At 68.3% G+C, this 21,287-nt stretch carries 19 protein-coding genes; 7 read left to right on the plus strand and 12 right to left on the minus strand.

The features are described 5' to 3' along the window. The 6 genes from RMP06_RS04280 to RMP06_RS04305 form a co-directional block, all read right to left on the minus strand. On the minus strand, positions 1 to 375 hold a 375-nt coding region (locus RMP06_RS04280), incomplete at its 3' end, for an ABC transporter permease subunit (RefSeq protein WP_409050096.1). After that, complete coding sequence (locus tag RMP06_RS04285; protein ID WP_310460546.1) at positions 372 to 1,301, minus strand: branched-chain amino acid ABC transporter permease; 930 nt, start codon at positions 1,299 to 1,301, stop codon at positions 372 to 374. The genes RMP06_RS04280 and RMP06_RS04285, both read right to left, overlap by 4 nt. Beyond that, positions 1,298 to 2,053: an ABC transporter ATP-binding protein gene (locus RMP06_RS04290; RefSeq protein ID WP_310460547.1), complete on the minus strand. Its 756-nt coding sequence runs from the start codon at positions 2,051 to 2,053 to the stop codon at positions 1,298 to 1,300. The genes RMP06_RS04285 and RMP06_RS04290 overlap by 4 nt, the downstream gene beginning before the upstream one ends. After that, a complete protein-coding gene (locus RMP06_RS04295) occupies positions 2,050 to 2,781 on the minus strand; it encodes an ABC transporter ATP-binding protein (RefSeq protein ID WP_310460548.1) in 732 nt (243 codons plus the stop codon). Before RMP06_RS04295 ends, RMP06_RS04290 begins: the two co-directional genes overlap by 4 nt. A gap of 22 nt (positions 2,782 to 2,803) precedes the next feature. Beyond that, a complete protein-coding gene (locus RMP06_RS04300; protein ID WP_310460549.1) occupies positions 2,804 to 4,156 on the minus strand; it encodes an ABC transporter substrate-binding protein in 1,353 nt (450 codons plus the stop codon). Between the two features lie 66 nt (positions 4,157 to 4,222). Then, on the minus strand, positions 4,223 to 5,026 hold the full coding sequence (locus tag RMP06_RS04305) for an SDR family NAD(P)-dependent oxidoreductase (protein WP_310460550.1): 804 nt from the start codon (positions 5,024 to 5,026) through the stop codon (positions 4,223 to 4,225). A gap of 209 nt (positions 5,027 to 5,235) precedes the next feature. Between RMP06_RS04305 and RMP06_RS04310 the strand changes: the two genes are divergently transcribed. After that, positions 5,236 to 6,222, plus strand: coding sequence for an NADPH:quinone reductase (locus RMP06_RS04310; RefSeq protein WP_310460551.1), 987 nt, complete (start codon positions 5,236 to 5,238; stop codon positions 6,220 to 6,222). Positions 6,223 to 6,286: 64 nt separating this feature from the next. Here RMP06_RS04310 and RMP06_RS04315 read toward each other — a convergent pair whose 3' ends face one another. Together RMP06_RS04315 and RMP06_RS04320 are read right to left on the minus strand one after the other, a co-directional pair. Further along, positions 6,287 to 7,360: a glycosyltransferase gene (locus RMP06_RS04315; protein WP_310460552.1), complete on the minus strand. Its 1,074-nt coding sequence runs from the start codon at positions 7,358 to 7,360 to the stop codon at positions 6,287 to 6,289. A gap of 29 nt (positions 7,361 to 7,389) precedes the next feature. Next, a complete protein-coding gene (locus RMP06_RS04320) occupies positions 7,390 to 8,103 on the minus strand; it encodes a sugar transferase (protein WP_310460553.1) in 714 nt (237 codons plus the stop codon). A 348-nt stretch (positions 8,104 to 8,451) separates the two neighbouring features. On the opposite strand from RMP06_RS04320, the gene epsF reads away from it, so the two are divergent. Genes epsF through RMP06_RS04350 form a run of 6 tightly spaced genes read left to right on the plus strand, consistent with a single transcriptional unit; the run spans position 8,452 to position 16,692 of the window. Then, positions 8,452 to 9,906 (plus strand): chain length determinant protein EpsF, encoded by a 1,455-nt coding sequence (epsF, locus tag RMP06_RS04325; RefSeq protein WP_310460554.1) that lies wholly within the window; start codon positions 8,452 to 8,454, stop codon positions 9,904 to 9,906. Between the two features lie 2 nt (positions 9,907 to 9,908). Then, the gene (locus RMP06_RS04330) at positions 9,909 to 10,811 is read left to right on the plus strand and encodes a polysaccharide biosynthesis tyrosine autokinase (protein WP_310460555.1); all 903 of its coding nucleotides are present in this window, start codon (positions 9,909 to 9,911) and stop codon (positions 10,809 to 10,811) included. Next, positions 10,801 to 12,039, plus strand: coding sequence for an oligosaccharide flippase family protein (locus tag RMP06_RS04335; protein ID WP_310460556.1), 1,239 nt, complete (start codon positions 10,801 to 10,803; stop codon positions 12,037 to 12,039). Before RMP06_RS04330 ends, RMP06_RS04335 begins: the two co-directional genes overlap by 11 nt. Further along, positions 12,036 to 13,304, plus strand: a complete 1,269-nt coding sequence (locus tag RMP06_RS04340) for an O-antigen polymerase (protein WP_310460557.1) — start codon at positions 12,036 to 12,038, stop codon at positions 13,302 to 13,304. Before RMP06_RS04335 ends, RMP06_RS04340 begins: the two co-directional genes overlap by 4 nt. Before the next feature lie 21 nt (positions 13,305 to 13,325). Next, the gene (locus RMP06_RS04345) at positions 13,326 to 14,393 is read left to right on the plus strand and encodes a glycosyltransferase family 4 protein (RefSeq protein ID WP_310460558.1); all 1,068 of its coding nucleotides are present in this window, start codon (positions 13,326 to 13,328) and stop codon (positions 14,391 to 14,393) included. 10 nt (positions 14,394 to 14,403) lie between these two features. Beyond that, positions 14,404 to 16,692: a polysaccharide biosynthesis tyrosine autokinase gene (locus RMP06_RS04350; RefSeq protein ID WP_409050098.1), complete on the plus strand. Its 2,289-nt coding sequence runs from the start codon at positions 14,404 to 14,406 to the stop codon at positions 16,690 to 16,692. On the opposite strand, the gene RMP06_RS04355 is transcribed toward RMP06_RS04350, so the two are convergent. From RMP06_RS04355 to RMP06_RS04370, 4 genes are all read right to left on the minus strand, one after another. Next, on the minus strand, positions 16,679 to 17,794 hold the full coding sequence (locus RMP06_RS04355) for a right-handed parallel beta-helix repeat-containing protein (protein ID WP_310460559.1): 1,116 nt from the start codon (positions 17,792 to 17,794) through the stop codon (positions 16,679 to 16,681). The genes RMP06_RS04350 and RMP06_RS04355 overlap by 14 nt on opposite strands. 69 nt (positions 17,795 to 17,863) lie before the next feature. Then, entirely contained in the window at positions 17,864 to 18,748 is an 885-nt protein-coding gene (locus tag RMP06_RS04360; RefSeq protein ID WP_310460560.1) for a transglutaminase-like domain-containing protein, read from the minus strand. A gap of 115 nt (positions 18,749 to 18,863) precedes the next feature. Then, positions 18,864 to 19,271, minus strand: coding sequence for a nuclear transport factor 2 family protein (locus RMP06_RS04365; RefSeq protein WP_310460561.1), 408 nt, complete (start codon positions 19,269 to 19,271; stop codon positions 18,864 to 18,866). A gap of 36 nt (positions 19,272 to 19,307) precedes the next feature. Then, the gene (locus RMP06_RS04370) at positions 19,308 to 21,101 is read right to left on the minus strand and encodes a hypothetical protein (RefSeq protein WP_310460562.1); all 1,794 of its coding nucleotides are present in this window, start codon (positions 21,099 to 21,101) and stop codon (positions 19,308 to 19,310) included. Between the last annotated feature and the right edge of the window lie 186 nt (positions 21,102 to 21,287).

Below are 21,287 nucleotides of genomic sequence, written 5' to 3' on the forward strand. Positions count from 1 at the left end.
CAGTCGGAGCATGAAGGCGGATATCGGCAACGACAGCGCACCGACCAGCACCGCGGCCAATAGCAATGCTGGGTACGGGCTGACACCCCAGTCGGCCAGGCGGACTGCCGCATACGCACCCAGGCCGAAGAACGCCTGGTGCCCCACGGAAAGCAGGCCGGCGTAGCCGGCAAGTGCGTTCCACATCAGAGCCAGGATGCCGTATATGAACAAGGTCGTGAGCCGTTCGACAACGTTGGGCGACAGGAACAGCGGCCCTGCGACAAGCACCAGTTGGGCGGCGACGACCAACGACACCGTTGCGATGGAAGGCGCGGTCCAGCGCGTGACGCGGGCGGCGCCGATGGCAGCTGCTGCGTGAGAAGTGAGGTTCATGGCGTCGTGGCCCGGTTGCCAAATTGGCTGCTGAATCGGCTGCGAACAGATCGGACCCAACGGCGCAAGGTGTCCGCGGCGTACACCCGTGCCAGCAACACTGCCAGGAAGACGACGTGCCCGGCGATGAGGAAGCCTTGCGGGTGGACCTGCGCGCCGAGGCTCTGCGCGACGCCGAGCACGATGCCGCCCACCAGCGTTCCCCACAGCGAGCCTGCGCCGCCGATGATCACCGCCTCGAACGCGAAGATCAGTTGATAGGGGCCGGTGTAGGGGTCGAACGTGGCCCGCATGGCGAGGAAGGCGCCGGCGATCGCCACCGTGGTCATGGCGATGGCGGTGGAGGCTGCATAGACCGCCCGCGCGTCCACGCCGACCAACTGCGCCGTGTCCGGATCGTGGGCCGCGGCGCGAATGCGCCGGCCCAGCGCGGTGCGCGTCAGCATCAGATGCAGTCCGCCCAGCAAGGCAATGGCGACGACCAGCGTCACCACCGCGAGCTGGCCGACGATGATGCCGCCGGGCAGGGTCCAGCCGTCGTAGCTGAGCGAATCGATGTAGGGCGCCAGCGAGCGGGTGTCGGCACCGAAGGTCTGGAACATCGAGTTGTCCAGCAGACTGGCGAGACCGAAGGTGCTGAGCAAGGGGATCAAGGCGCCAGCGCGGGCGCTGCGTTCGAGCACGAGCCGGTGCAACACCCACCCGATCAGCGCCATCACCGGGATCACCGCCACGAGGCCCAGCAGGGGATGGATCTCGAAGCGTTCGGCCAGGATGAACAGCAGGTAAGCCGCCAGCACCGCGAGGCTTCCGTGCGCGAGGTTGATGATGCCCATCACGCCGAACATGAACGACAGACCACACGCCAGCAGCGCGTAGTAGCCGCCCAGCATCAGCCCCTGGACGAGTTGGTTGAGCCAGATCATGGTGCGGATGCGGGTTGTGAGGTGGAGCCGGCTGTGGACGGGCGGTGGCCGAAGTAATGCGCCATCACCTGCTCGCGGGTCATCTCGTCGGCACGCCCGCTGGCAACGACCTTGCCTTCGAGCATGCACACGATGCGGTCCGCCACCTGGAACGTCCGCTGCAAGTCCTGCTCGACGAGCACCACGGTCGTGCCGTGGGCCGTGCCCTTGCCCATCAGCGTGCGCAGCGAGTCGTAGACACCTTGCACGGCGAGCGGCGAGAGACCCAGGGACACTTCGTCCAGCAGCAGCACTCGCGGATTGGTCATCAAGGCGCGGCCAATGGCCACGGCCTGCTGCTGGCCGCCGGACAAGGTGCCCGCCGCCGCCTTCAATTTGGGTTTGAGCTGCGGAAAGGCGTCGAGCACGGTGTCCAGGTTCCAGCGGCCACCGCGCTGCGCCGACAGGGCGACGAGCAGGTTCTCTTGCACCGTCATCGCGGGGAACAGCTTGCGCCCCTCGGGCACCAGCGCCAGTCCGGCGGCGGCCCGGCGGTGCGCCGGCAGCGCGCTCACGTCCACGCCGTCAAAGACGATGCGGCCACCCGCTACCGGATGCACACCCGCCAGCGTGCGCAGCAGCGTCGTCTTGCCCGCACCGTTGGCGCCGACGAGCGCCAGCGTCTCGCCCTGCTCGATTTCCAGGCTGATGCCTTGCACGGCGGTCAGCAGACCGTGCCGGGCCTCCAGGGCTTCTATTTTCAGGAGACTCATCGTCCTCCCCCCAGATAGGCATCCACGACGGTGGCGTTGGACAGCACTTCTTGCGGATCGCCCTCGGCAATCACGCGGCCGGAGTCCATGCAGACCAGCCGCTGCGCCACCTGCAGCAGCACATGCACGATGTGCTCGATCCAGACGATGGCGATGTCCCGGCCGTGCAGCACCTGGATGGTCTGCACCAGTTCTGCGGCTTCGCCATCGGTGAGCCCGCCGCCGATCTCGTCCAGCAGCAGCACCTGCGGGTTCGTGGCCAATGCGCGGGTCAACTCCAGCCGCTTGCGGTCCAGCAGGCCGAGCGTCTCGGCGCGCCGGTTGGCCACACCCGCCATGCCGCAGAGTTCGATTGCCTCGATGCACCGCGCGTAGGCTTCGGACTGGCGGAATCCCCCCCCGTGCGTGGCCGCGGTGAAGACGTTCTCGAACACCGTCATGCCGCTGAAGGGCTGCGGCACCTGGTGGGTGCGCACGATGCCCATCCTGCAGCGCCTGGCGGCGTCCAGCGAGGACACGTCATGGCCCTTGAAGCGGACTGTGCCGGCACTGGCGGCCTGCGAGCCGGACAAGACACTGAGCAAGGTCGTCTTGCCCGCGCCGTTCGGCCCGACGATGCCGATCGCATCGCCGCGCCGAACCTCGAAATCCACGCCGTCGAGAACGACCAGTGCGCCGTACTGCTTGCGCAGCCCCCGGGCAGAAAGCAAGGCATCCGTTGACGACATGGTTCCGAGATTCCGTGCGGGTTCAGGCGTAGGGGCGCAGCTTGGCGGCCACCGGGACGTTGGCATCCCCGGCGTTCTCGGTGATGACGTAATCGAACTTGTACTTCGAGCCTGCCGGGGCCTTGACCCATTGCGTGCCGATCAGCGGCGTGGCGCAAGCGCCCGGCACCGGCCCCTTGGTGAAGTCGATCTTGCCCACCGTGGTCGTGGTCACCAAGGAGCCGAGGGCCTTGGCCACGCTGGCCTTGTCCTTCGGATTGGTGCTGGCCTTCAAGGCTTCGAAGCCGGCGTCCAGCAGCGACATCGACGCGCCGAGCTGCTGGTTCCACTGCTTGTTCGCGGCCTTTTCATAGCCCTCGGCCAACTGCAGGCTGCTCACACCCGTCAAGGGCGACTTGTAGGGGAAGGTCTTGTGCCAGTAGCAGGCGCTGGAGAGGTTGAAGCCGAGCGGTCCCAGGGCCTCGACGTTGGACGGAAACAGCCCGGTCTTGGCCACCTGGACGATCTTGATGGTCTTCGCGAGGCCCTGCTGGGCCGCTTGACGCCAGAACGTGGCGAAGTCCGGCGGGATCGGGAAGGTGTTGAAGATGTCGCACTTCTCGGCCTTGAACTTTGCGATCTGGGCCGAGAAATCGGTGGTGCCGGTCTCGTAGGGGCCGGCATCGACGATGGTGAAACCGGCCTTCTGCAGCGCGGGCGCGAGGCTGGCGCGGATGGCGTTGCCGTCGGCGTCGTTCGGGTAGAGCGCCGCCACTCGTCTGTTGGTGGACAACTGGCCCCACTGCGAGGTGTAGGCCTTGACGAACTCGCCGACGCCGAACGAGAAGTGGAAGGTCCACTTGAACGGCGAAGGCTCGCCTGGCTTGGCGCCGCGGCCGAAGTACCAGGCTTCCCAAGGCGTCACGGTCGAGAGGCAGGGCACGCCCGCCCCCTCGCAAGCGTCTGCGACCGGGTTGACGGTCTCGGGTGCCGACGTGACGAGAATCAGATTGACCTTGTCGGCGTTGATCAGTGTCTTGGCCAACTGGCTGGCGCGGGCCGGATCGGACTGCGTGTCGCGGTCCAGGATCTCGACCGCGTACTTCTTGCCACCCGCGGTCAGGCCGTCCTTCAACGCCTTGCGCGCCAGTTCGAGCACGTAGCCGTCGGCCTCGCCGAAGCCGGCCAGCGCACCGGTACGCGGGCTGATGAAGCCGACCCGGATCGTGTTGGCACCATCGGCCCCCTGGGCGAAGATGGAGGTAGGGTTCAGCAGCGCCAAGCCGACGGCGCCACCAGCGCCGAGCACGGTCCGCCGCGAGGGCAAGGTCTCCGCGGTGGTGTCTGCGGACGTGGCTGCGGCGGTCTTGTCAGTTGTCTTGTCCATGGCATTCATGTCTGTCTCCTGGTGTGTGTGAGTGAACAAACTGTCTCGGTATCTCAATGCGTGGATGACGCGGATTCAGCTCACCGTCATCGCGCCGTCGGCGACGAGTTCGGCACCCGACATCCAGCGCGACAGGTCGGAGGCGAGGAACAGCGCCAGGTTGGCGATGTCGCTCGGCAGGCCCGTGATGCCCAGCGGATGCGCCGCCTTCATCTGCGTGTAGGCGTCGTCGCGGTCCTTGAACATGCCGAGGGCCACGAAGTCGTTGAGCAGCTTCTCGCCCATCTCGGTTTCCACGAGGCCCGGGTGAATCGAGTTCACCCGAATGCCATAGCCGAGCCGGCCGAATTCGACCGCGGCGGCCTTGGTCAGCAAGCGCACCGCCCCTTTGGATGCGGAGTACACGCCCAGACCGGGCGTGCCGATCAGGCCGGCCACCGACGACAGGTTGATGATGCTGCCGCCCTTGCCGGCGCGACCGTTCGGCTTCATCGCCCGCACTGCGTGCTTGTGGCCGATCAGCACGCCGGTCACGTTCACGGCGAGCAGCTTCTGGATGTCGGCGACGGTGATGTGTTCCAGGAAACAGGTCTGCTCGATCCCGGCGTTGTTGACCAGGATGTCCAGGCCACCGAATCGGTCCAGCGCGGTGTCGAGGAACGCGATCCACTGGTCTTCGTCGGACGTGTCGTGTGCAACGAAGAGGGCCTGGCCGCCAGCCTCGCGAATCTGCCGGGCGACTTGCTCGCCCCGCTCGGCCTGCACGTCGCCCAGGACCACCCGGGCACCGGCCTTGGCCAGGGTGCGGGCCACCTCTGCGCCAATGCCGCCTGCGGCTCCGGTGACGGCCGCAACTTTTCCACTCAAGTCGATCATCATGCTGTCTCCATCGCGCCGGTCGGTGGGACTCGCTGTTCCCACTTCGATGTCCCTGCGCGGTTTGTTTTTCCTCGATCCGATATTCGGAGAGGGCTTGGCGTGAATGATGTGTTCCCGACGGGGCGAAGCAGTAGCCCTCTCGAACAGGATTTCACCGCGTGAAAACCCACCAACCAACCCACTCACCCACCAATGGAACGGAGCATCCGATGAAAGCGGCTTACTACGAACAGACCGGACTGGCCGAGCAAGTGCTCGTCGTGGGGGAGGTGCCGGACCCGCAACCCGCGGCCGGGGAGGTGCGCGTTCGGCTGGAGTGGTCCGGCGTGAACCCTTCCGACGTGAAGGCACGTTCGGGTGCGCGGGGTCCGGCCATGCCGTTTCCGCGGGTCATTCCGCACAGCGACGGCATGGGGGTCATCGATGCCGTCGGTGCAGGGGTGGATCCGGCACGCTGTGGTGAGCGTGTCTGGCTCTGGAACGCGGCCTGGGGTCGGCCGTTCGGTACCGCGGCAGAGTGCATCTGCTTGCCCGAGCAGCAGGCCGTTCCTTTGCCCGCCAACGTGCCAGGAGAAGCCGGCGCGTGCCTGGGCATTCCTGCGCTGACAGCCTTGCACGCGGTGCTGACCGATGGTGGTGTCGAAGGGCAGCGTGTCCTCGTCGCAGGCGGGGCAGGCGCGGTCGGCCACTACGCCGTGCAGTTCGCGCATTTGCTGGGCGCGCAGCAGGTCCTCACGACCGTCAGTTCACCGGAGAAGGCGGCGTTGGCGCGGGCCGCGGGCGCCGATGTGGTGATCGACTACCGCACCGAATCCGTGGTCGAGCGTGTGGGAGAGGAAACGCAGGGCCGCGGTGTCGATCGCGTGATCGAAGTGGATGTCGCGGCGAATGCGGCGATCGACATGGAGGTGGTGCGGCCGGACGGTCAGTGGGTGGTCTACGGCAGCGGCGCAAGGCAGTTCACCTTGCCGTTCTTTCCGATGATTGCGCGCAACTTCGGTGTGCGGTTCTTCATCGTCTACCACCTGAGCGATGTGGACCGCCGCCGCGCGGTCGGGGTGCTGACCGACTTCCTGCGGCGCGAACTGTTGCAGCACAACATTGCGGTGAAGTTGCCCCTGGCGTCGATCGCGGAGGCGCATCGCGCGGTCGAAAGCGGGGCAGTCACCGGAAACGTCGTTCTGTCGATGGGTTGAGTTGATGTGTGAGGGTCGAGGGTCTGCGTCGTCCAAATACCGTCACGTCCCGTGTGACGCAACGCTAGGCAGTCACCGCCAGATCGCTGCGCAGCACCGGCACCGGCGACAGCCCGTGCGCCAGCAGCATCGACGCCCGGAACCGGTGGTGCCCGTGCCGGTGGCGGGCGCGGGTGCGGGCGGCGCTGCCCATGGTCTGGCGCAGCGGGGTGGCTTCCACCAGCCGGGCGATGGCGGCGATCAGGTCGTTGTTGCGGTTGCAGAGATAGCCCGACAGCGCATGCACGATCAGCGCCCGGTAGGCCGGCACCTGTCGTCCCAGGCAGGGCACGCCAGCGGCCATCGCCTCGGCCATGCCACGGGCGTCACTGCCGGTCGCATCCGGCGCCACGTAGACCCAGGCGCGCCGCAGGATCTGGGCGCGGTCGGCGTCGTCTGCTCCGCACAGCAGCGTGATCTGCGCCGCTTGCAGCATCTGCTGCACCGCGGGGGTCGCCTCGCCGATCCAGCCGAAGGTCAGCGCCGGCCGCAGGCCCGTCAGCATCACCGCGAGCTGCACGAACGCCTGTGCATACACGAGGTCACCGGGCTGGCCGGTGGTGACGATCAGCGGGGTCTCGGCCTCGGCGCGGTCGGCGTTGAAGTAAGCCGCATCGACCGGTGCCGACAGGCCCGCCGGCAGTCCGCGACCGGTCGCATCCAGGGCCTCGACCCGGTCGCGCTGCACCAGGAAGGCCGAGCGGTCGAGCCCGCGCACGAGGCGTGCGACCAGGGTTTCGTGGTCGATGTGGAAGAACATCGGCGCCTGCACCGACGAGCCGCGCAGCACGTGCCGACCCAGCAGTCCGGCGGGCAGGCCATGCAGATGCACCGCCAGGGCGACATCGCCGGTCAGTTCGCTGCGCAAGGCGTTGGCTGCGCGGCGGATGGCGGGCAGCCCGGCCCGGCCCGACCCGTCCTCGCCCAGCCGCACGCCAGCCGGCAGCATCAGCCGCGCCTGGGGCGTGTCCCGGGCGTCCATCAGCACGAGGCTCTGTGGCATGCCGGCATCGGCCAGCGCCAGCATGGTCGGCCACAGCGTCTGTCCCCGGCCACCGGGCTGCAGGCGGCTGACGAGGTGGAGAACTCGGCTGGTCATCGGCGGAATCACTTTCGGGGTTGCACGGTTCAGCGTGCGCCGCTGCCCAGCAACACCACACGCAAGGTGTGGACCAGGATGCTCAGGCGCATGCGCATGCTGTGCTTTTCGACAAAAACGCGGTCAAGTTCAACCCGTTCTTCGTAGGTCGTGTCATTGCGGCCGCTGACCTGCCACAGCCCGGTCATGCCGGGGCGCACGCTCAGGTAGTGCCAGCGCACCTGGCCGTAGCGCGGCAGCTCCGCCAGCGTGATCGGCCGCGGGCCGACCAGGCTCATCTCGCCGCGCAGCACGTTGAAGAGCTGCGGCAGCTCGTCCAGGCTGGTGCGGCGCAGGAAGTTGCCGATCGGCGTGATGCGCGGGTCCTTGAGCAGCTTGTGGTCGCGTACCCACTCGGCGCGTGCATTGGCATTTTTTGCCAGCAGATCGCGCAGCATGGCGTCGGAATCGAGGTACATGCTGCGGAATTTCAGGCAGCGGAAGAGCTTGCCATGCTGGCCGATGCGGTAGTGGCCGAACAGGATCGGCGCGCCGTCCTTGCGCCAGATCAGCAGCGCCACGATCAGGAACACCGGGCTGAACACCAGCAGCAGCAGCGCCGCCATCGCCTGGTCCAGCCGCAGGTGCAGCCGCTCCATCACGCGGGAGTGCTTGGGCTGGCGCTCTTGGCGAAAGCGTCGGGCACCCGCCACGAATGCGTTAAGGGAAGGGGTTTCCGACGGCAGTTCGTGTTTCTTTTCCATACAAAATCTTCCCAATGGTTACGCTCATGGTACGGGCAGCGACTCTTTCATGCATTATTCCCGTGTTGTCGCGCGCCAAGATGAAGTGCCATCGAATTGCGTGTTTCTTCGTGCAATTGGCTTCATTACTGCCTCATTTGGAACGATAAACGAGAAGGCATTGAAAAATTTGCCAATACCGGGCCAGTTTTTTTGCTTCGGGTACTTGGATCCCTTGCATTGGTAGGGGGTTCATGGGTGTTCTCCCGTGGCTGAAGGGTGGCCCGTTGGGGTAAAGAAGTCCCAAATTCACGCAACGCGCCGGAAATCCGGATTCCGTAAAGTTACAACCTGTAAATACATCCATCCATGTCACTTGCTCGATTCCTGTTGACGCTGAAGGCGCGCTGGATCACCGCCCTTCTGGTGCTCGCCACCGTGATGGGGGTGACTGCGCTGGTCAGTGCGCTGCTGCCCAAGCAGTACACCGCCACGTCGATGGTGCTGCTGGACATCAAGTCAGCCGATCCGCTGGCGGTGTCGGCGCAGCAGCAGTCCGGCCAGGCGGCGGCCTACATGTCCACCCAGGTCGATCTGCTCCAGAGCGAGCGCGTGGCCCGTGCGGTCATGGCGGCCACCGGCATGACGCGCGATCCGAACGACGCCACCCACCAGCTCTGGCGCAGCAAGACCGGCGGCGTCGGCGACTTCGAGGAGTGGCAGGCCGCGCGGATGAAGAAGAAGCTCGATGTGCGGCCGACCAAGGAGTCCGGCGTCATCTCGATCGGCTACACCGCCGAGGACCGCCAGGTCGCCGCACAGATCGCCAACGCCTACGTGCAGGCCTATGTGGACACCAGCCTGGCGCTGCGCGTGGAGCCGGCGCGCAGCAGCAGCACCTTCTTCGACGAACGTGCCACCCAGTTGCGCACGTCGCTGGACGCGGCGCAAGCCAGGCTGTCGGACTTCCAGCGCCAGCACGGGCTGCTGACCATCGGCGGGGCGGAGGAGCGTCTCGACGTCGAGACTGCGCGGCTCAACGAGCTGTCGTCGCAGCTGGTGTCGCTGCAGGCGCAGACCGGCGAGTCCGGCAGCCGGCAGTCGCAGGCCCGCGCCAATCCGGAAAAATCTCCCGAGGTCATCAACAACCCGGTCGTCAGCGGTCTTTCGGCCGAGGTGCTGCGCCAGGAAACGCGCCTGAACGAAATGAGCGCCCGCCTGGGCGACCGCCATCCGTCGATCGTCGAGCAGCGCGCTGCGGTTGCGCAGCTGCGCAGCCAGCTCGCCTCGGAGTCGCGCCGCGTGGCCGCGAGCCTGGGCATCAGCGACACCGTGAACCAGCAGCGCACGGCGCAGGTCCGCACCTCGCTGGAGGCCCAGCGCACCAAGGTGCTCGAACTCACCACGCGCCGCGACGAGGCCCGCGTGCTGCAGAAGGATGTACAGAACGCGCAGACCGCCTTCGACACCGTGACCGGCCGCAGCACGCAGAGCGCCACCGAAAGCCAGGCCCGCATGAGCAACGTCGCGGTGCTGAAGACCGCCTCGCCGCCAGCGCTGGCCTCGTCGCCGCAGATGGACGTGAACCTGGGTGTGGCGGCGCTGCTGGGCTCGGCGCTGGCGCTGGTGGTCGTGCTGGTGCAGGAGCAGCGCAACCGGCGTCTGCGTTGCGCCGACGATGTGCCCGAGCTGCTCGACCTGCCGCTGCTGGTCGAGATTCCATCGCGCCGTGGCGCGACCGGGCAAGGCGCCGGGCTGTCCCTGCCGAAGCTCGGCCGCGCCGCACCCAAGCCGGGTGCTTCGACGGGCCGCCTGCCGGCGTGAACATGGACATGAAACGCGACTTCGAACTCAGCCGGGTCTCCCCGATCGACGAGGCTCGTTTCACCGTGGAGCCACAGCACGCACTGAGCCTGGGCGACATCCTGCGGCGCCAGTGCCAGCTTGGTGACGCCGAGGTGGCGCGCATCGTGACCTTGCAGACCGAGCGCGGGCTGCGCTTCGGGGACGCTGCCGTGGCGCTGCGTCTGGTGAAGCCGGGCGATGTGGCGCAGGCGCTGGCGCGGCAGTTCAGCTACGCCTGCACGACGGCACAGGCCGCGCCGCACCTTGCGGAGCTGGCCGCTGCCGTCGATCCGCACGGCGACAAGGCGGAGGCGTTCCGCGACCTGCGCGCCCAGATCATGCTGCGCCCTGGTGGCGCGGAGCCGGTGGCGCTGGCCGTCGTCAGTCCCATGCCGGGCGATGGCCGTACCCACATCGCCGCCAATCTGGCGGTGGTGTTCAGCCAGATGGGCCAGCGCACGGTGCTGGTGGACGCCAACCTGCGTGCGCCGCGGCTGCACACGCTGTTCGACCTCCCTGCGCGGCCCGGTCTGACTGCGATCCTGGCCGACCGGCAGGTGGCGGGCGAGCTGGACCGCGTGGATGCGCTGCCGAACCTGCATGTGCTGCAGGTGGGGGCGCCGCCGCCGAACCCGCAGGAACTGGTCCAGCGCGAAACCTTTCGCACGCTGCTGCGCGAGCTGACGCGCAAGTTCGACCGCGTCATCGTGGACACCCCCGCGGCGCACGGCACCGCCGATGCCCGTGTGATCGCCAGCGCCTGCGCGCAGGCGCTGGTCGTCGGTCGACGCGACCACAGCGCCGCGGCGCACCTGCGCACGCTGGTGGCCGAACTGCGGGCGCAGCGGGTCGATCTGGTCGGCGTGGTCATGAATGTCCACTGACCGCGTCTCCACCGTGCGCAAGCTGGTCGAGCTGGCGATGACCCACGTCGCCACGTTCGCATTTCCGCTCGTCTTCGCGGTGGTCTGCGGGCGCACGCTCGGCATCCACGACTACGGCATCGTCTCGTTCTATGCCGCGCTGGCGGCCTTTCTCGGCATGGTCATCGAGTTCGGCTTCGACTGGTACGGCATCCGCGAGGTGGCGCGCCACCAGGGTGATCCAGCCGGCGTTCACCGCATCCTGTGGAACATCACGGCGGCCAAGCTGCTGCTGTGCGCGGGCGTGGTGAGCGTGGCGGGCGGGGCACTGTGGCAGCTGCGCGCGCACGCCGAGTGGCCGCTGATGCTGGCGTCCAGCGCCTACCTGGTCGGCTTCGCTTTCGACGCGGGCTGGTACGTGCGGGCGCTGGAGCAGACGCGCCTGCTGCTGCTGATCACCAGCGGCGTGCGGTTGATCGGCATCGCGGTGCTGCTGGGGGTGGTGCCGCGGGTGGCGACGATGGAGAGCGCGCTGGGCGTCTATGCGCTGGTGTCGCTGCTGACGAGCGGTGTCACCTGGTTTTTCCTGGCGCAGCGCGGGCTGGTGCAGCGCTCGCGGGTCGAGCGGCGCTACATCGGGCAGCTGCTGCGCAGCTCCTCGGCCATCGTGTTCGGCAATGTCAACGGCGCGATGCTCACCAACGGCGGCATCGCGCTGCTCGGCATGCACGCCGATCCGGCCACCGTCGGAGCGGCCAATCTCGCGCTGCGGGTGCGCATGGCGGGGCAGGCGGTGATGCTGCCGGTGCAGCAGCTCGGTTTCGTGCGCATCTCCGGGCTGGCCGCGCGCACGCCGCTGGCGGCGATGGCGCTGGGCAGCCGGCTGATGGTGGTGACGCTGGCGATCGGGACCGTGATCAGCCTGGTCTGCATGACGGCGGCACCGCTGATCTCGTCCTATGTGTTCAAGACCGAGGTGCCGATCGCCGTGCTGCTGATCCTGCTGCTGGCGTTCAGCATCCCGATCCAGGGCATGGCCAGCCTGTTCGGCATGCAGTCGCTGATCGCGCTCGGCCAGGAGCGCCGCTACGCGCTGATCCAGCTCGCCGCGACGCTGGCGTTCTGCGCCTGCCTGTTCCTGATCGACCAGCGCAGCGCCTATGGCTGGGCGATCATCGGCGCCGAGGCGACGGTGATGCTGCTCTCGGCGGGCGTGCTGATCCGCCTGCGCGGGGAGATGGTGGCATGAAGACCTTCTCCGCCATGCCCATGCCCTGGTGGTGTTCGCCGGCTGGCATCGCGGTCGGGTTCCTGCTGCCGCTGATGGTGCTGATCTCCTACGCCGGCGGCCTGCCGCACCCGGCGCTGACCATCCGCGGGGTGGAGGCACTCGATGCGCACTATCTCCAGCTCGGCGCCATGATGATCCTGGCCATCGCGCTGACCGGCTGGCTCGGGGCGCAACTGCAGTTCGGCGCACCGCCGACGCCGCATGACATGCGCGGCTGGGACCGCGCCGCGCTGGGCATCGGAGGCCTGGCGACCTTTGCCTTTGTCATCTGGTTCCGCGATTTCGTGTTCAACCCGGTGCTGCTGTTCCAGACCCTGACCGGCGAGTTCAAGCCCGACCGCAACACCATCGAGCTGACGCCAGGGCTGACCTCGCTGGCCAACACGGCGCCGGTGTTCTTCTCCATCTATGCCTTCCGGCTCTTCGACAAGGGCAGCCGCACGCTGCCCAGGGCCATGCACGCGATGTTCGTGGCGCTGGCGCTGTTCACGCTGTTCCGGGTCTACGTCTGGACCGAGCGGCTGGCACTGATCGAGTTGCTGGTGCCGTTCGGACTGACCGTCGGGCGCTGGACCGCGACCCGCAGCGGCGGCGGCTGGGCGCTGACCCGGGCGGTCGGGCCGTACGCGGCGATCCCGCTGGTGATCCTGTTCTTCGGTGCCAGCGAGTATTTCCGGTCGTGGTCGTCCGACACCTACCAGGGCAAGATGGATTTCTGGGAATTTGCCATCGGCCGTTTCGCGAGCTACTACTACACCTCGCTGAACAACGGTGCCGGCCTGTTGGCCAACATGCCCTGGCCGACCTGGACCTTCGAGTTCACGCTGGAGTGGCTGCACCGCGCGCCCTTCGGCCTGGGCAAGCCCTTCTCGGCCGCGGTTGGCTATACGGTGCCGCGGCTGGACTACTACCTCGCGACCTACCAGGACGAGGAGTTCAACAGCCCGTCCGGCATCTACGGACCGCTGTCCGACATGGGCCTCTACGGCGGACTGGCCTACATGCTGGCCATCGGGCTGGTCAGCGGGCTGTGCTTCCGGGCCTACCGCGAGGCGCGGCTGGTCGGGGTGCTGTTCTACCCGATCTTCTTCATCACCTTCATGGAGATCTACCGCTATCCCTACCTCGGCGTGCCGCGTGCGTTCACGTGGACGCTGGGCATCGGGGTGGCGCTGCTGCTGGCCTCCACGGTGAAACCGATTCCTGCGCATCCGGCGAGCTGATCCATTCCGACCATTCCGACCATGCTGATCAATGCCCGATTCCTCACCCGCCAGGCCACTGGCGTGGACCGCTTCGCCATCGAGCTGCTGCAGGCCGGCACGCAGGCCGGTCTGCTGTCCGGCGCGCAGGCCGTGGTGCCCGCTGACGCGACGCTGGTGACCCCTGCGCCCAAAGGGCTGGTCGTGCGCCACGCCGGTCGCCACGGCGGCCACCGCTGGGAGCAGTTCGCGCTGCCCGCGCTGGCCGAGGAGGCCGGCGACGTGCCGCTGGTGAACCTGTGCAACACCGCCCCACTGCGCCACCGCCGCCAGATCGCGGTGATCCACGACGCAGCGGCGGTCGCCAATCCACAGAACTACAGCTTCGCGTTCCGGCAGTGGTACCGCGTGATGATCGGCTCGCTGATGCGCCGCAGCCGTGTCATCGCCACCGTCTCGCGCTTCAGCGCCGACGAGCTGACGCGCTATTTCGGCGCCCACCACCATGGCATCGAAGTCATCCCCGAAGGCGGCGAGCACATCCTGCGCCTGCCGGCCGATCCGACCGTGTTCGAGCGGCTGGACCTGCGCGGGCGGCGCTATGTGCTGGCGGTGGGCAGCCAGTCGCTGAACAAGAACTTCGCCGCGGTGCTGAATGCGATGAGCCAGATCGATGACCCGGATGTCGTGCTCGTGGCGGCCGGCGGCGGCAACACGCGCATCTTCACCGACAGTGCGTTGCAGCACGAACGCCTGCAGCGCACCGGCTATGTCAGCGACCAGCAGCTCCGGGCGCTCTACGAGGGCGCGGCGTGCTTCGTGTTCCCGTCGTTCTACGAGGGCTTCGGCCTGCCGCCGCTGGAGGCGATGTGCTGCGGCTGCCCGGTGATCGTGTCGGACCGCGCCTCGCTGCCCGAGGTCTGCGCCGACGCCGCCCTCTACTGCGACCCTGACGACCCCGCCACGCTGGCCGCGCAGCTGCGCCGCGTGCTCGGCTCTGCGGCGCTGACCGACGAGCTGCGCGTGCGCGGCCACCAGCGCGCCACGCAGCTCACCTGGGACCGTGCAGCCCGCGAGTTCGCGGACCTGATGGACCTGCACTTCGTCTGAGGACACCCCCATGCAAGCCCCCCTCCGTGTTGCCTTGGTCCACGAATGGCTGGTCAACCACGCCGGCAGCGAGAAGGTCGTCGAGGAGATCCTGAAGATCTACCCACACGCCGACCTGTTCGCCGTGGTCGATTTCCTGAAGCCCCACGAGCGCGGCTTCCTGCAAGGCAAGGTCGCCAAGACCACCTTCGTGCAGCGCCTGCCCGGTGCCGAAAAACGCTTTCGCCACTACCTGCCGCTGATGCCGCTGGCGATGGAGCAGCACGACCTCTCCGGTTACGACCTGGTCCTGTCGTCCAGCCACGCCGTCGCCAAGGGCGTGCTGACCGGGCCGGACCAGCTCCACGTCTGCTACATCCACTCGCCGATCCGCTACGCCTGGGACATGCAGCACCAGTACCTGAAGGAATCGGGCATGGCCAGCGGCGTCAAGGGCACGGTGGCCAAGCTGCTGCTGCACTACATGCGGCTGTGGGATGCCCGCACCGCGGCCGGGGTGGACCAGTTCCTCGCCAACTCGGCTTTCATCGCCCGCCGGGTGCGCAAGGTCTACCGGCGTGACGCGGCGGTGATCCACCCGCCGGTCGATGTGGAGCGCTTCGCGCTGCGCACCGACAAGGAGGACTTCTACCTCACCGCCTCCCGCATGGTTCCGTACAAGCGCATGCCGATGATCGTCGAGGCGTTCTCGCGCATGCCCGACAAGCGCCTCATCGTCATCGGCGACGGGCCGGAGATGGACAAGGTGCGCGCCGCGGCCGGGCCGAACGTGTCGGTGCTCGGTTTCCTGGGTGATGCGGCGCTGGTGGACCACATGCAGCGCGCCAAGGCGTTTGTCTTCGCCGCCGAGGAGGACTTCGGCATCACCCCGGTCGAGGCGCAGGCCTGCGGCACACCGGTGATCGCCTTCGGGCGCGGGGGCTCGCTGGAGACGGTGCGTGGCCGCGGCCACCCGGGCCAGCGCACGGGGGTGTTCTTCCAGGAGCAGACGCCCGAGGCGGTGATCGAGGCGGTCGACGCCTTCGAGGCGCTGCCGGTGCCGATCCGGGCGGAAACCTGCCGCGCGCACGCCGAGCAGTTCGCGCCGGCGCTGTTCCGCCAGCGGTTCCAGGCAGCGGTCGAGCGCGCCTGGGCGCGCTTCCATGCCGAAGAGGACGCCGATCACCTGCCGGTTCTCTCCGACAGGCCTCAGCCCGCTCCGGCGCCGGTGCCCCGGCCAGTGCGGCCCGCGCCGCCGGTGGTTCAGGCGCCCGTGCTCGCTCCGGCACCCGCGCGGGTGGTCGTGCCGGCTGCCGCTGCGGTGCCGGCCGTTGTCCCGGCGCCTGTGCCTGTCGCCATTCCTGTTCCTGCCTTTGTGCCGTCTCCTGCGGCCACTCCTGCCATGCCCCAGGCCGATGCCACCCGTTCCGACCTTTCCTTCGAGTTGCCGGCGGCCGATGCCCGTCCCGCGCCGGCCTCGGGTCCACCCGCCGTGCTGCGTCCGATCGGCGAGATCATCCGCTCGAAGCGACCGCTGTCCGATGGCGACATTGCGCACATCCTGCTGGTGCAGCGCCGCATGAAGCTGCGCTTCGGCGAGGCGGCAGTGGCACTCGATCTGGTGACACAGGCCGATGTGCTGTGGGCACTGTCGCAGCAGTTCAACTACCCGTACTCGCTCGACGGCCGCGGCCTGCGTGGCGCCGATCTGGTGGTGGCGGTGGAGCCTTACGGCCCGCAGGCCGAAGCCTTCCGCGACCTGCGCAGCAAGATCATGGCCAACGACGCGGCCCAGGGCCGCCAGCCGCTGGCGGTGGTCAGCCCGGACCATGGTGACGGGCGCACCTACGTCGCGGCGAACCTGGCCGTGACCTTCAGCCAGCTCGGCGAGCGCACGGTGCTGGTGGACGGCAACCTGCGCGATCCGGGGCTGCACAAGGTCTTCGGCCTGAAGGAGCGCGCCAGCCTGAGCGACCTGCTCAACGGCCGCCGCCCGGCCAAGCCCTTCGACCGTTCAGCCGATCTGCCCGGGCTGTTCATCATGCAGGTCGGCGCACCGCCGCCGAACCCGCTGGAGCTGCTGCAGCAGCCGATGTTCGGCATCCTGCTGCGCGAGCTGCAGCGCGAGTTCGACCGCGTGATCGTGGATACGCCACCGGCGCGCCACACGGCGGATGCCCGCGTGATCGCCGCGACCTGCCGGCAATCCGTGCTGGTCGGCCGCCACGGCAAGACCGAGGCGCGCACGATGAACCTGCTGGTGGACCGGCTGCGGCGCACGCAGGCGACGATCGCCGGTGTCGTCCTCAACGACCACTGAACCGGGCGCAGTCGAGCTGCGCACCGGGCGTGGTCTGCACGAGGCGGCCGGCGCGCTGGCGCAGCTCGCCGTAGCGGCTGTGCTCGACCGTGTTGCCCTGCAGTCGCACATCGCCGATGCCCGCGGCGCCCGCCGGCACGGCGTAGGTGTGGATCTCGATGGCGGCGTGGCCGGTGGGCGGCGCCGTGGTGCCGATGCGCGCTGCGGGGCTCTGGATTTCGCGCAGTCGGTTGTCCTCGATGCGCACATCGTGCACGCCGTGGGTGTGCCAGTTGCCTTCCTGCGCGATCAGCACGCCGGCCCCGTGCGCCACGCTGCTCACCAGATTGCCGCGCAAGGTCAGGTGCTCGCCGCCGACCACGCTCAGGCCGCGGCCCCAGCGCGCGCCAAACACTTCGTTGTCGGCGACCAGCACGTCGTGCACTGGCGGCGCGTCGTCGTAGGAAACGATGGAGACCAGGTCGTCGCCGGTGTCGCGCACCTGGTTGCCGAGCACGCGGCCGTGGTGGCTGCCGCCGGTGATGTGGATGCCGTCGGCCAGCGTGCGCCGGACCGTGTTGTGCGCGATGGTGAAGTCGGCCGCGCCGTAGACCAGCACGCCCACCGAACCAGCGCCGTCGATCGTCACGCCGCGCACCACATTGCCCCGCTGCGGGGTGGTGCCATCGCGGTTGTCGCTGCGGTCGCGGTAGACACTGACACGCGCCTGGGCCGGTTCGCTGCGGCGCTGGTCGGGCGTGGCGGTGAGCGTCAGGCCGTAGAGCCGCACGCCGTCGGCGCGCAGGCCGAGGGTGTGGTCGCGCGGATCGGTGGCCTGCAGCGTGGCGCCCGGTCCCCACAGCGTCGCGCCCGGCACAGTGACCAGCACGCTGTTGGCCTGCCGGTAGCGCCCGGGTGGGAACACCAGCCAGCCGCCGGGCTTCAGCGTCTTCAGCGCGCGGGTGATGGCCGCGTCGTCATCGCCGTCGTCATCGGGCACGGCGCCGAAGTCCGTCACCCGCAGCGCGTTGGCTGGAACGGCGGGCAGCGGCGCCAGCACGGTGCAGGCCTGCACCGCTCCACAGATCACCCCGGCGACCACGGACACCATGGAGATCCGCATGCGCGCTGACCCTCCCATCTATTTCACCCAGCCCTTTCTGTCGCCCTCGGACGGCTGCGTGCCATGCGGTCAGGTGGTGACCTGCGGCGCTCCGGCGTCGGTGGACAGCGCCTCGCGGCAGCGCACCGGTCGCCGCAGGCCCTGCGACGGATCTTCGATGGCCCGCGTCATGATGAACGGCGCCTGCGAGCGCACGCCGCCGAAGATGGTGGCAAACGCCACGTCCGCGGCATCCCGCCCGGTGCCGAAGCGCACGAAGGCCATCGGGATCGCCGTGCCGGACGGGTCGAAGATGTACCAGCGGTCGCCCAGCCAGACCTCCACGTAGGCATGGAAGTCCGGCGGGCCGAGCGCCGGGTCAGCACCGAAGTCGGTGCCGGTGGCGAAGCGGGCCGGGATGTTCAGTGCGCGGCACAGCGCGATCATCAGGTGCGCGAAGTCGCGGCACACGCCGACGCGCTCGATCAGCGTGTCCAGCGCCGAGGTGGTCGAGTTGGACACGTTGGACGTGAAGCTCACCCGGCTGCGCACCCAGTCCACAATCGCCTGCACACGCCCGTGGCCCTGCCAGAGTGCACCGAATTCGTGCGCGGCCAGGCGCAGCAGGCGGTCGGACTGGCAATAGCGGCTCGGGTAGATGTAGCCGATCACCTCGGGCGGCAGGCGGTAGACCGGCACCTCGCCCAGGTGGGCCGGCTCGGCGAAGTGGTGGGTGATGTCGAGGGTCGCGGCGTAGGACAGCTTCAGCGGCCCCGGCAGGGCGCGCACGCGCAGGTAGCGGGTGCCGGTGGCCGCGTCGGTGTGGATGTGCGGCACGACCGGCTGGCTCAGCACCAGGTTTTCCGCCGTGACTTTCTGGCAGGCGGTCTGCGCGGCATGGATATTGAAAACGAAGTCGGCGCCGTTGGCATCGACGTCGTAGTTCAGCTCGACTTGCAGTTCGATGCGGATCATGGGGCTACCTGAAGGTGGAGAACGGGCAATTCATGCAGTATGCGTGCCTGACTTTCTCAAGGGAGGTTTTTCATGCTGATGTCCACCTGTGGCGTGTGCAAGGGCGCGTGCTCGGTCAGCAGTCCAGGCCGTGATACGCCTGGTGCTGCGCGTAGCTGTCGATGCGGTGCCGGAACTTCGCGACCTGGCCGGCAGGGTTGAAGGTCCACAGGTGGGCCTCGTCGATCTCGTGCACGCGGCAGCCGGTGGCTTTCACGGTGAAGTCGACATCGACCAGGACCACGACCAGACCGTCACCAGCCAGGAAGGTCTTGGGCACGAAGTGGGTGATCTCGATCTGGCTGAGCGCCTGGAAAAACGCCACGGCCGCCGCGTGGCCGCGGCCACCCTGGATCCACGGCGTGTCGGTGGTGCGGGGGCCGTATTCCCATTCCACGTCCTCGGCGACGTGGCTGAGGATGGCGGGGATGTCGCCTTGGCCGAAGGCGGTGTAGATGGCCTGGGTGGTTTGTAGCGGTGTCATGTCGGCTCCTTGGGTCGAGGGGACAGGAAAGGGTGTTCAGACCACCCTCAGCGCCTTGGCGAAGCGCTTGGCCTGCGCGTTGTAGTCGTCCAGCGCCAGCTTCAGCCCGATGCGCGCCGCCTTGCCGATGGTCTCGCCGGCGGCCTTGTCATGCTGCTCGGTGAGCTTGTCCGGCGGGTAGGGCATGGCCTGCCGCAGCGCGACCAGCGCCGCCCCGAGCGCCACGTCGGCCAGCGGCATCGGGTCGAGCATCGGCAGCGTGCGCGGGGTCTTCTCCGGGAGGAAGGCGGGATCCCAGGGGTCGATCCAGGGGCGGAACTCCGGCATCAGCGGCAGCAGCCAGTCGATCAGCCACTCGCGGGTCTGGCACTGGCTGGCGCGGCGGGCGAACACGTCGCGGGCATGGACACCGATGCTCCAGAGCGTGTCCACCGGGATGCGCTCCAGCGGCACCTGAGGATCGGTCAGTGCGGCTTCCATGATCCGGTCGTTGAACACCAGATCCCACCAGAAGCCGCGGTGGAAGCAGGTGTGGCGGGCCGGTGGGGCGGTCCAGACACCGATGTTGGTGAAGTAGTTGCGGATGCGGTCGAGCACCGCGCCGCCAGCCACCGAACTGAGGAAGCCGTTGTGCTTGGAGCCGTCTTCGCCGACATGGGTGTCGAATTCGTCGAACAGGCCGCCCTCGATGACGCCGATCAGGTTGACGTTGATGAAGTGGTGCCAGGTCGCGTCGCAGACCACCCGGCCGACTCCGGCGCGGTGGCCGTCGTAGGCGCTGATGACGGGGAAGCTGTGGGCGGCCGTGGGCTGCTTGAGGTTGCCGTTGAAGTCGCCGCTGTTGCCCGCCGGCACGTTGGCCCAGGCGATGACCTCCGGCTCGGTGCGCACGGTGGTGCTGCCGGTGGCGAAGGGGTATTCGGCCGTGCCATCGGGGGCGTAGACGCCGGTGAGGCTGGCGGGCTGCCGGCACTCGCCCTCGTGCGGGTGGTCAGGCAGCACGTCGATGCGCCCGGCGCGCCCGCACAGCACCGGGTGCGGGTAGCGGGCGTTGCTCAGGAAGTTGATCTGCGTGCTGTAGAGCTTCAGGTCGATCACCTGCGGCACGTCGTCGCTCTGGTCGCTGAACTGCCAGCCGGCGTCGTGGCCGCGGCGGTTGGTGTCGTTGCGGCGCGGACCGGTCATGCTCACTTCGTCGGTGGCCGGGTCGGTGGAGGGATGGCTTTCCCACCAGCGCATGCTGCGCACCCGCGTGATGCCGCCGCACATTGCCCGGCCGAGGCTGCCGTGGTCGCCAGTGGCGAAGACGCCGCCACCGCGGTTCATGTGGGCGCTCAGGGCCTTGAGTTCGTCGGTGCCGAGGCTGCCGGCGGGGTAGCGGGTCGGGTTGGCGCGGCGGGTGGCGTAGGCCGTCTGGTTGAAGCTGGTCTCGATGCCGAACATCCAGACCTCGTCGAACTGGTCGCTCTTGAAATGGGTCGGCTCGTCGAAGCGGAAATCGGTCAGGCGCGCGGCGATGCGCGTTTCACCGCCGAGCAGGTCGGCCGACGTGACGGAGGAGCGCAGGTGCGCCAGCGTGAGGCGGAAGCGCACCCGCAGCGGCGCTTCGTCGAGCAGCGTGCGGACCAGCGTGGACAGCCCGAAATCGGTTTCGCCGAAGTTCAGGTTGCCGTCGGTGACCAGCAGCACGTTGACCGTGCAGCGGCGCCACCAGGGGTAGAACAGCTCGATGTCGCGGCGCAGGGTGGCGCGGCGCAGGTCGTTGAGGGCGAGGAGTTGCTGGTTGCCTGGGCTGAAGGCAGCGTCCAGTGTGGTGCGGGATGCGGTCATGGTGTGATGCTCCTGCGGTGGTGGGGCGATCCGGGGGGCACGCCGTCGTGGGTCGGATCAGCGAGGATCGTAGGCCGGGCGGGGTGATGGGGCATCCTTCATCGTGGGGACGTTTTGAAGGCGGCACGCTGGGCAGGCGAACATGGGCACGACGAAGCCTCGCCGGACTACACTGATTCACCCGTC

The organism is Sphaerotilus sp. (assembly GCF_031429695.1).
Lineage (GTDB): Bacteria > Pseudomonadota > Gammaproteobacteria > Burkholderiales > Burkholderiaceae_C > Sphaerotilus.

Excerpts from the sequence above, each read along its gene's own strand:
- RMP06_RS04355 (WP_310460559.1), bottom strand. The coding sequence starts at position 17,794 with ATGCGGATCTCCATGGTGTCCGTGGTCGCCGGGGTGATCTGTGGAGCG.
- RMP06_RS04290 (WP_310460547.1), bottom strand. The coding sequence starts at position 2,053 with ATGAGTCTCCTGAAAATAGAAGCCCTGGAGGCCCGGCACGGTCTGCTG.
- RMP06_RS04345 (WP_310460558.1), top strand. The coding sequence starts at position 13,326 with ATGCTGATCAATGCCCGATTCCTCACCCGCCAGGCCACTGGCGTGGAC.
- RMP06_RS04340 (WP_310460557.1), top strand. The coding sequence starts at position 12,036 with ATGAAGACCTTCTCCGCCATGCCCATGCCCTGGTGGTGTTCGCCGGCT.
- RMP06_RS04310 (WP_310460551.1), top strand. The coding sequence starts at position 5,236 with ATGAAAGCGGCTTACTACGAACAGACCGGACTGGCCGAGCAAGTGCTC.
- RMP06_RS04305 (WP_310460550.1), bottom strand. The coding sequence starts at position 5,026 with ATGATGATCGACTTGAGTGGAAAAGTTGCGGCCGTCACCGGAGCCGCA.
- RMP06_RS04370 (WP_310460562.1), bottom strand. The coding sequence starts at position 21,101 with ATGACCGCATCCCGCACCACACTGGACGCTGCCTTCAGCCCAGGCAAC.
- RMP06_RS04335 (WP_310460556.1), top strand. The coding sequence starts at position 10,801 with ATGTCCACTGACCGCGTCTCCACCGTGCGCAAGCTGGTCGAGCTGGCG.
- RMP06_RS04330 (WP_310460555.1), top strand. The coding sequence starts at position 9,909 with ATGGACATGAAACGCGACTTCGAACTCAGCCGGGTCTCCCCGATCGAC.
- RMP06_RS04315 (WP_310460552.1), bottom strand. The coding sequence starts at position 7,360 with ATGACCAGCCGAGTTCTCCACCTCGTCAGCCGCCTGCAGCCCGGTGGC.
- RMP06_RS04350 (WP_409050098.1), top strand. The coding sequence starts at position 14,404 with ATGCAAGCCCCCCTCCGTGTTGCCTTGGTCCACGAATGGCTGGTCAAC.
- RMP06_RS04300 (WP_310460549.1), bottom strand. The coding sequence starts at position 4,156 with ATGAATGCCATGGACAAGACAACTGACAAGACCGCCGCAGCCACGTCC.
- RMP06_RS04365 (WP_310460561.1), bottom strand. The coding sequence starts at position 19,271 with ATGACACCGCTACAAACCACCCAGGCCATCTACACCGCCTTCGGCCAA.
- RMP06_RS04360 (WP_310460560.1), bottom strand. The coding sequence starts at position 18,748 with ATGATCCGCATCGAACTGCAAGTCGAGCTGAACTACGACGTCGATGCC.
- epsF (WP_310460554.1), top strand. The coding sequence starts at position 8,452 with ATGTCACTTGCTCGATTCCTGTTGACGCTGAAGGCGCGCTGGATCACC.
- RMP06_RS04285 (WP_310460546.1), bottom strand. The coding sequence starts at position 1,301 with ATGATCTGGCTCAACCAACTCGTCCAGGGGCTGATGCTGGGCGGCTAC.
- RMP06_RS04295 (WP_310460548.1), bottom strand. The coding sequence starts at position 2,781 with ATGTCGTCAACGGATGCCTTGCTTTCTGCCCGGGGGCTGCGCAAGCAG.
- RMP06_RS04320 (WP_310460553.1), bottom strand. The coding sequence starts at position 8,103 with ATGGAAAAGAAACACGAACTGCCGTCGGAAACCCCTTCCCTTAACGCA.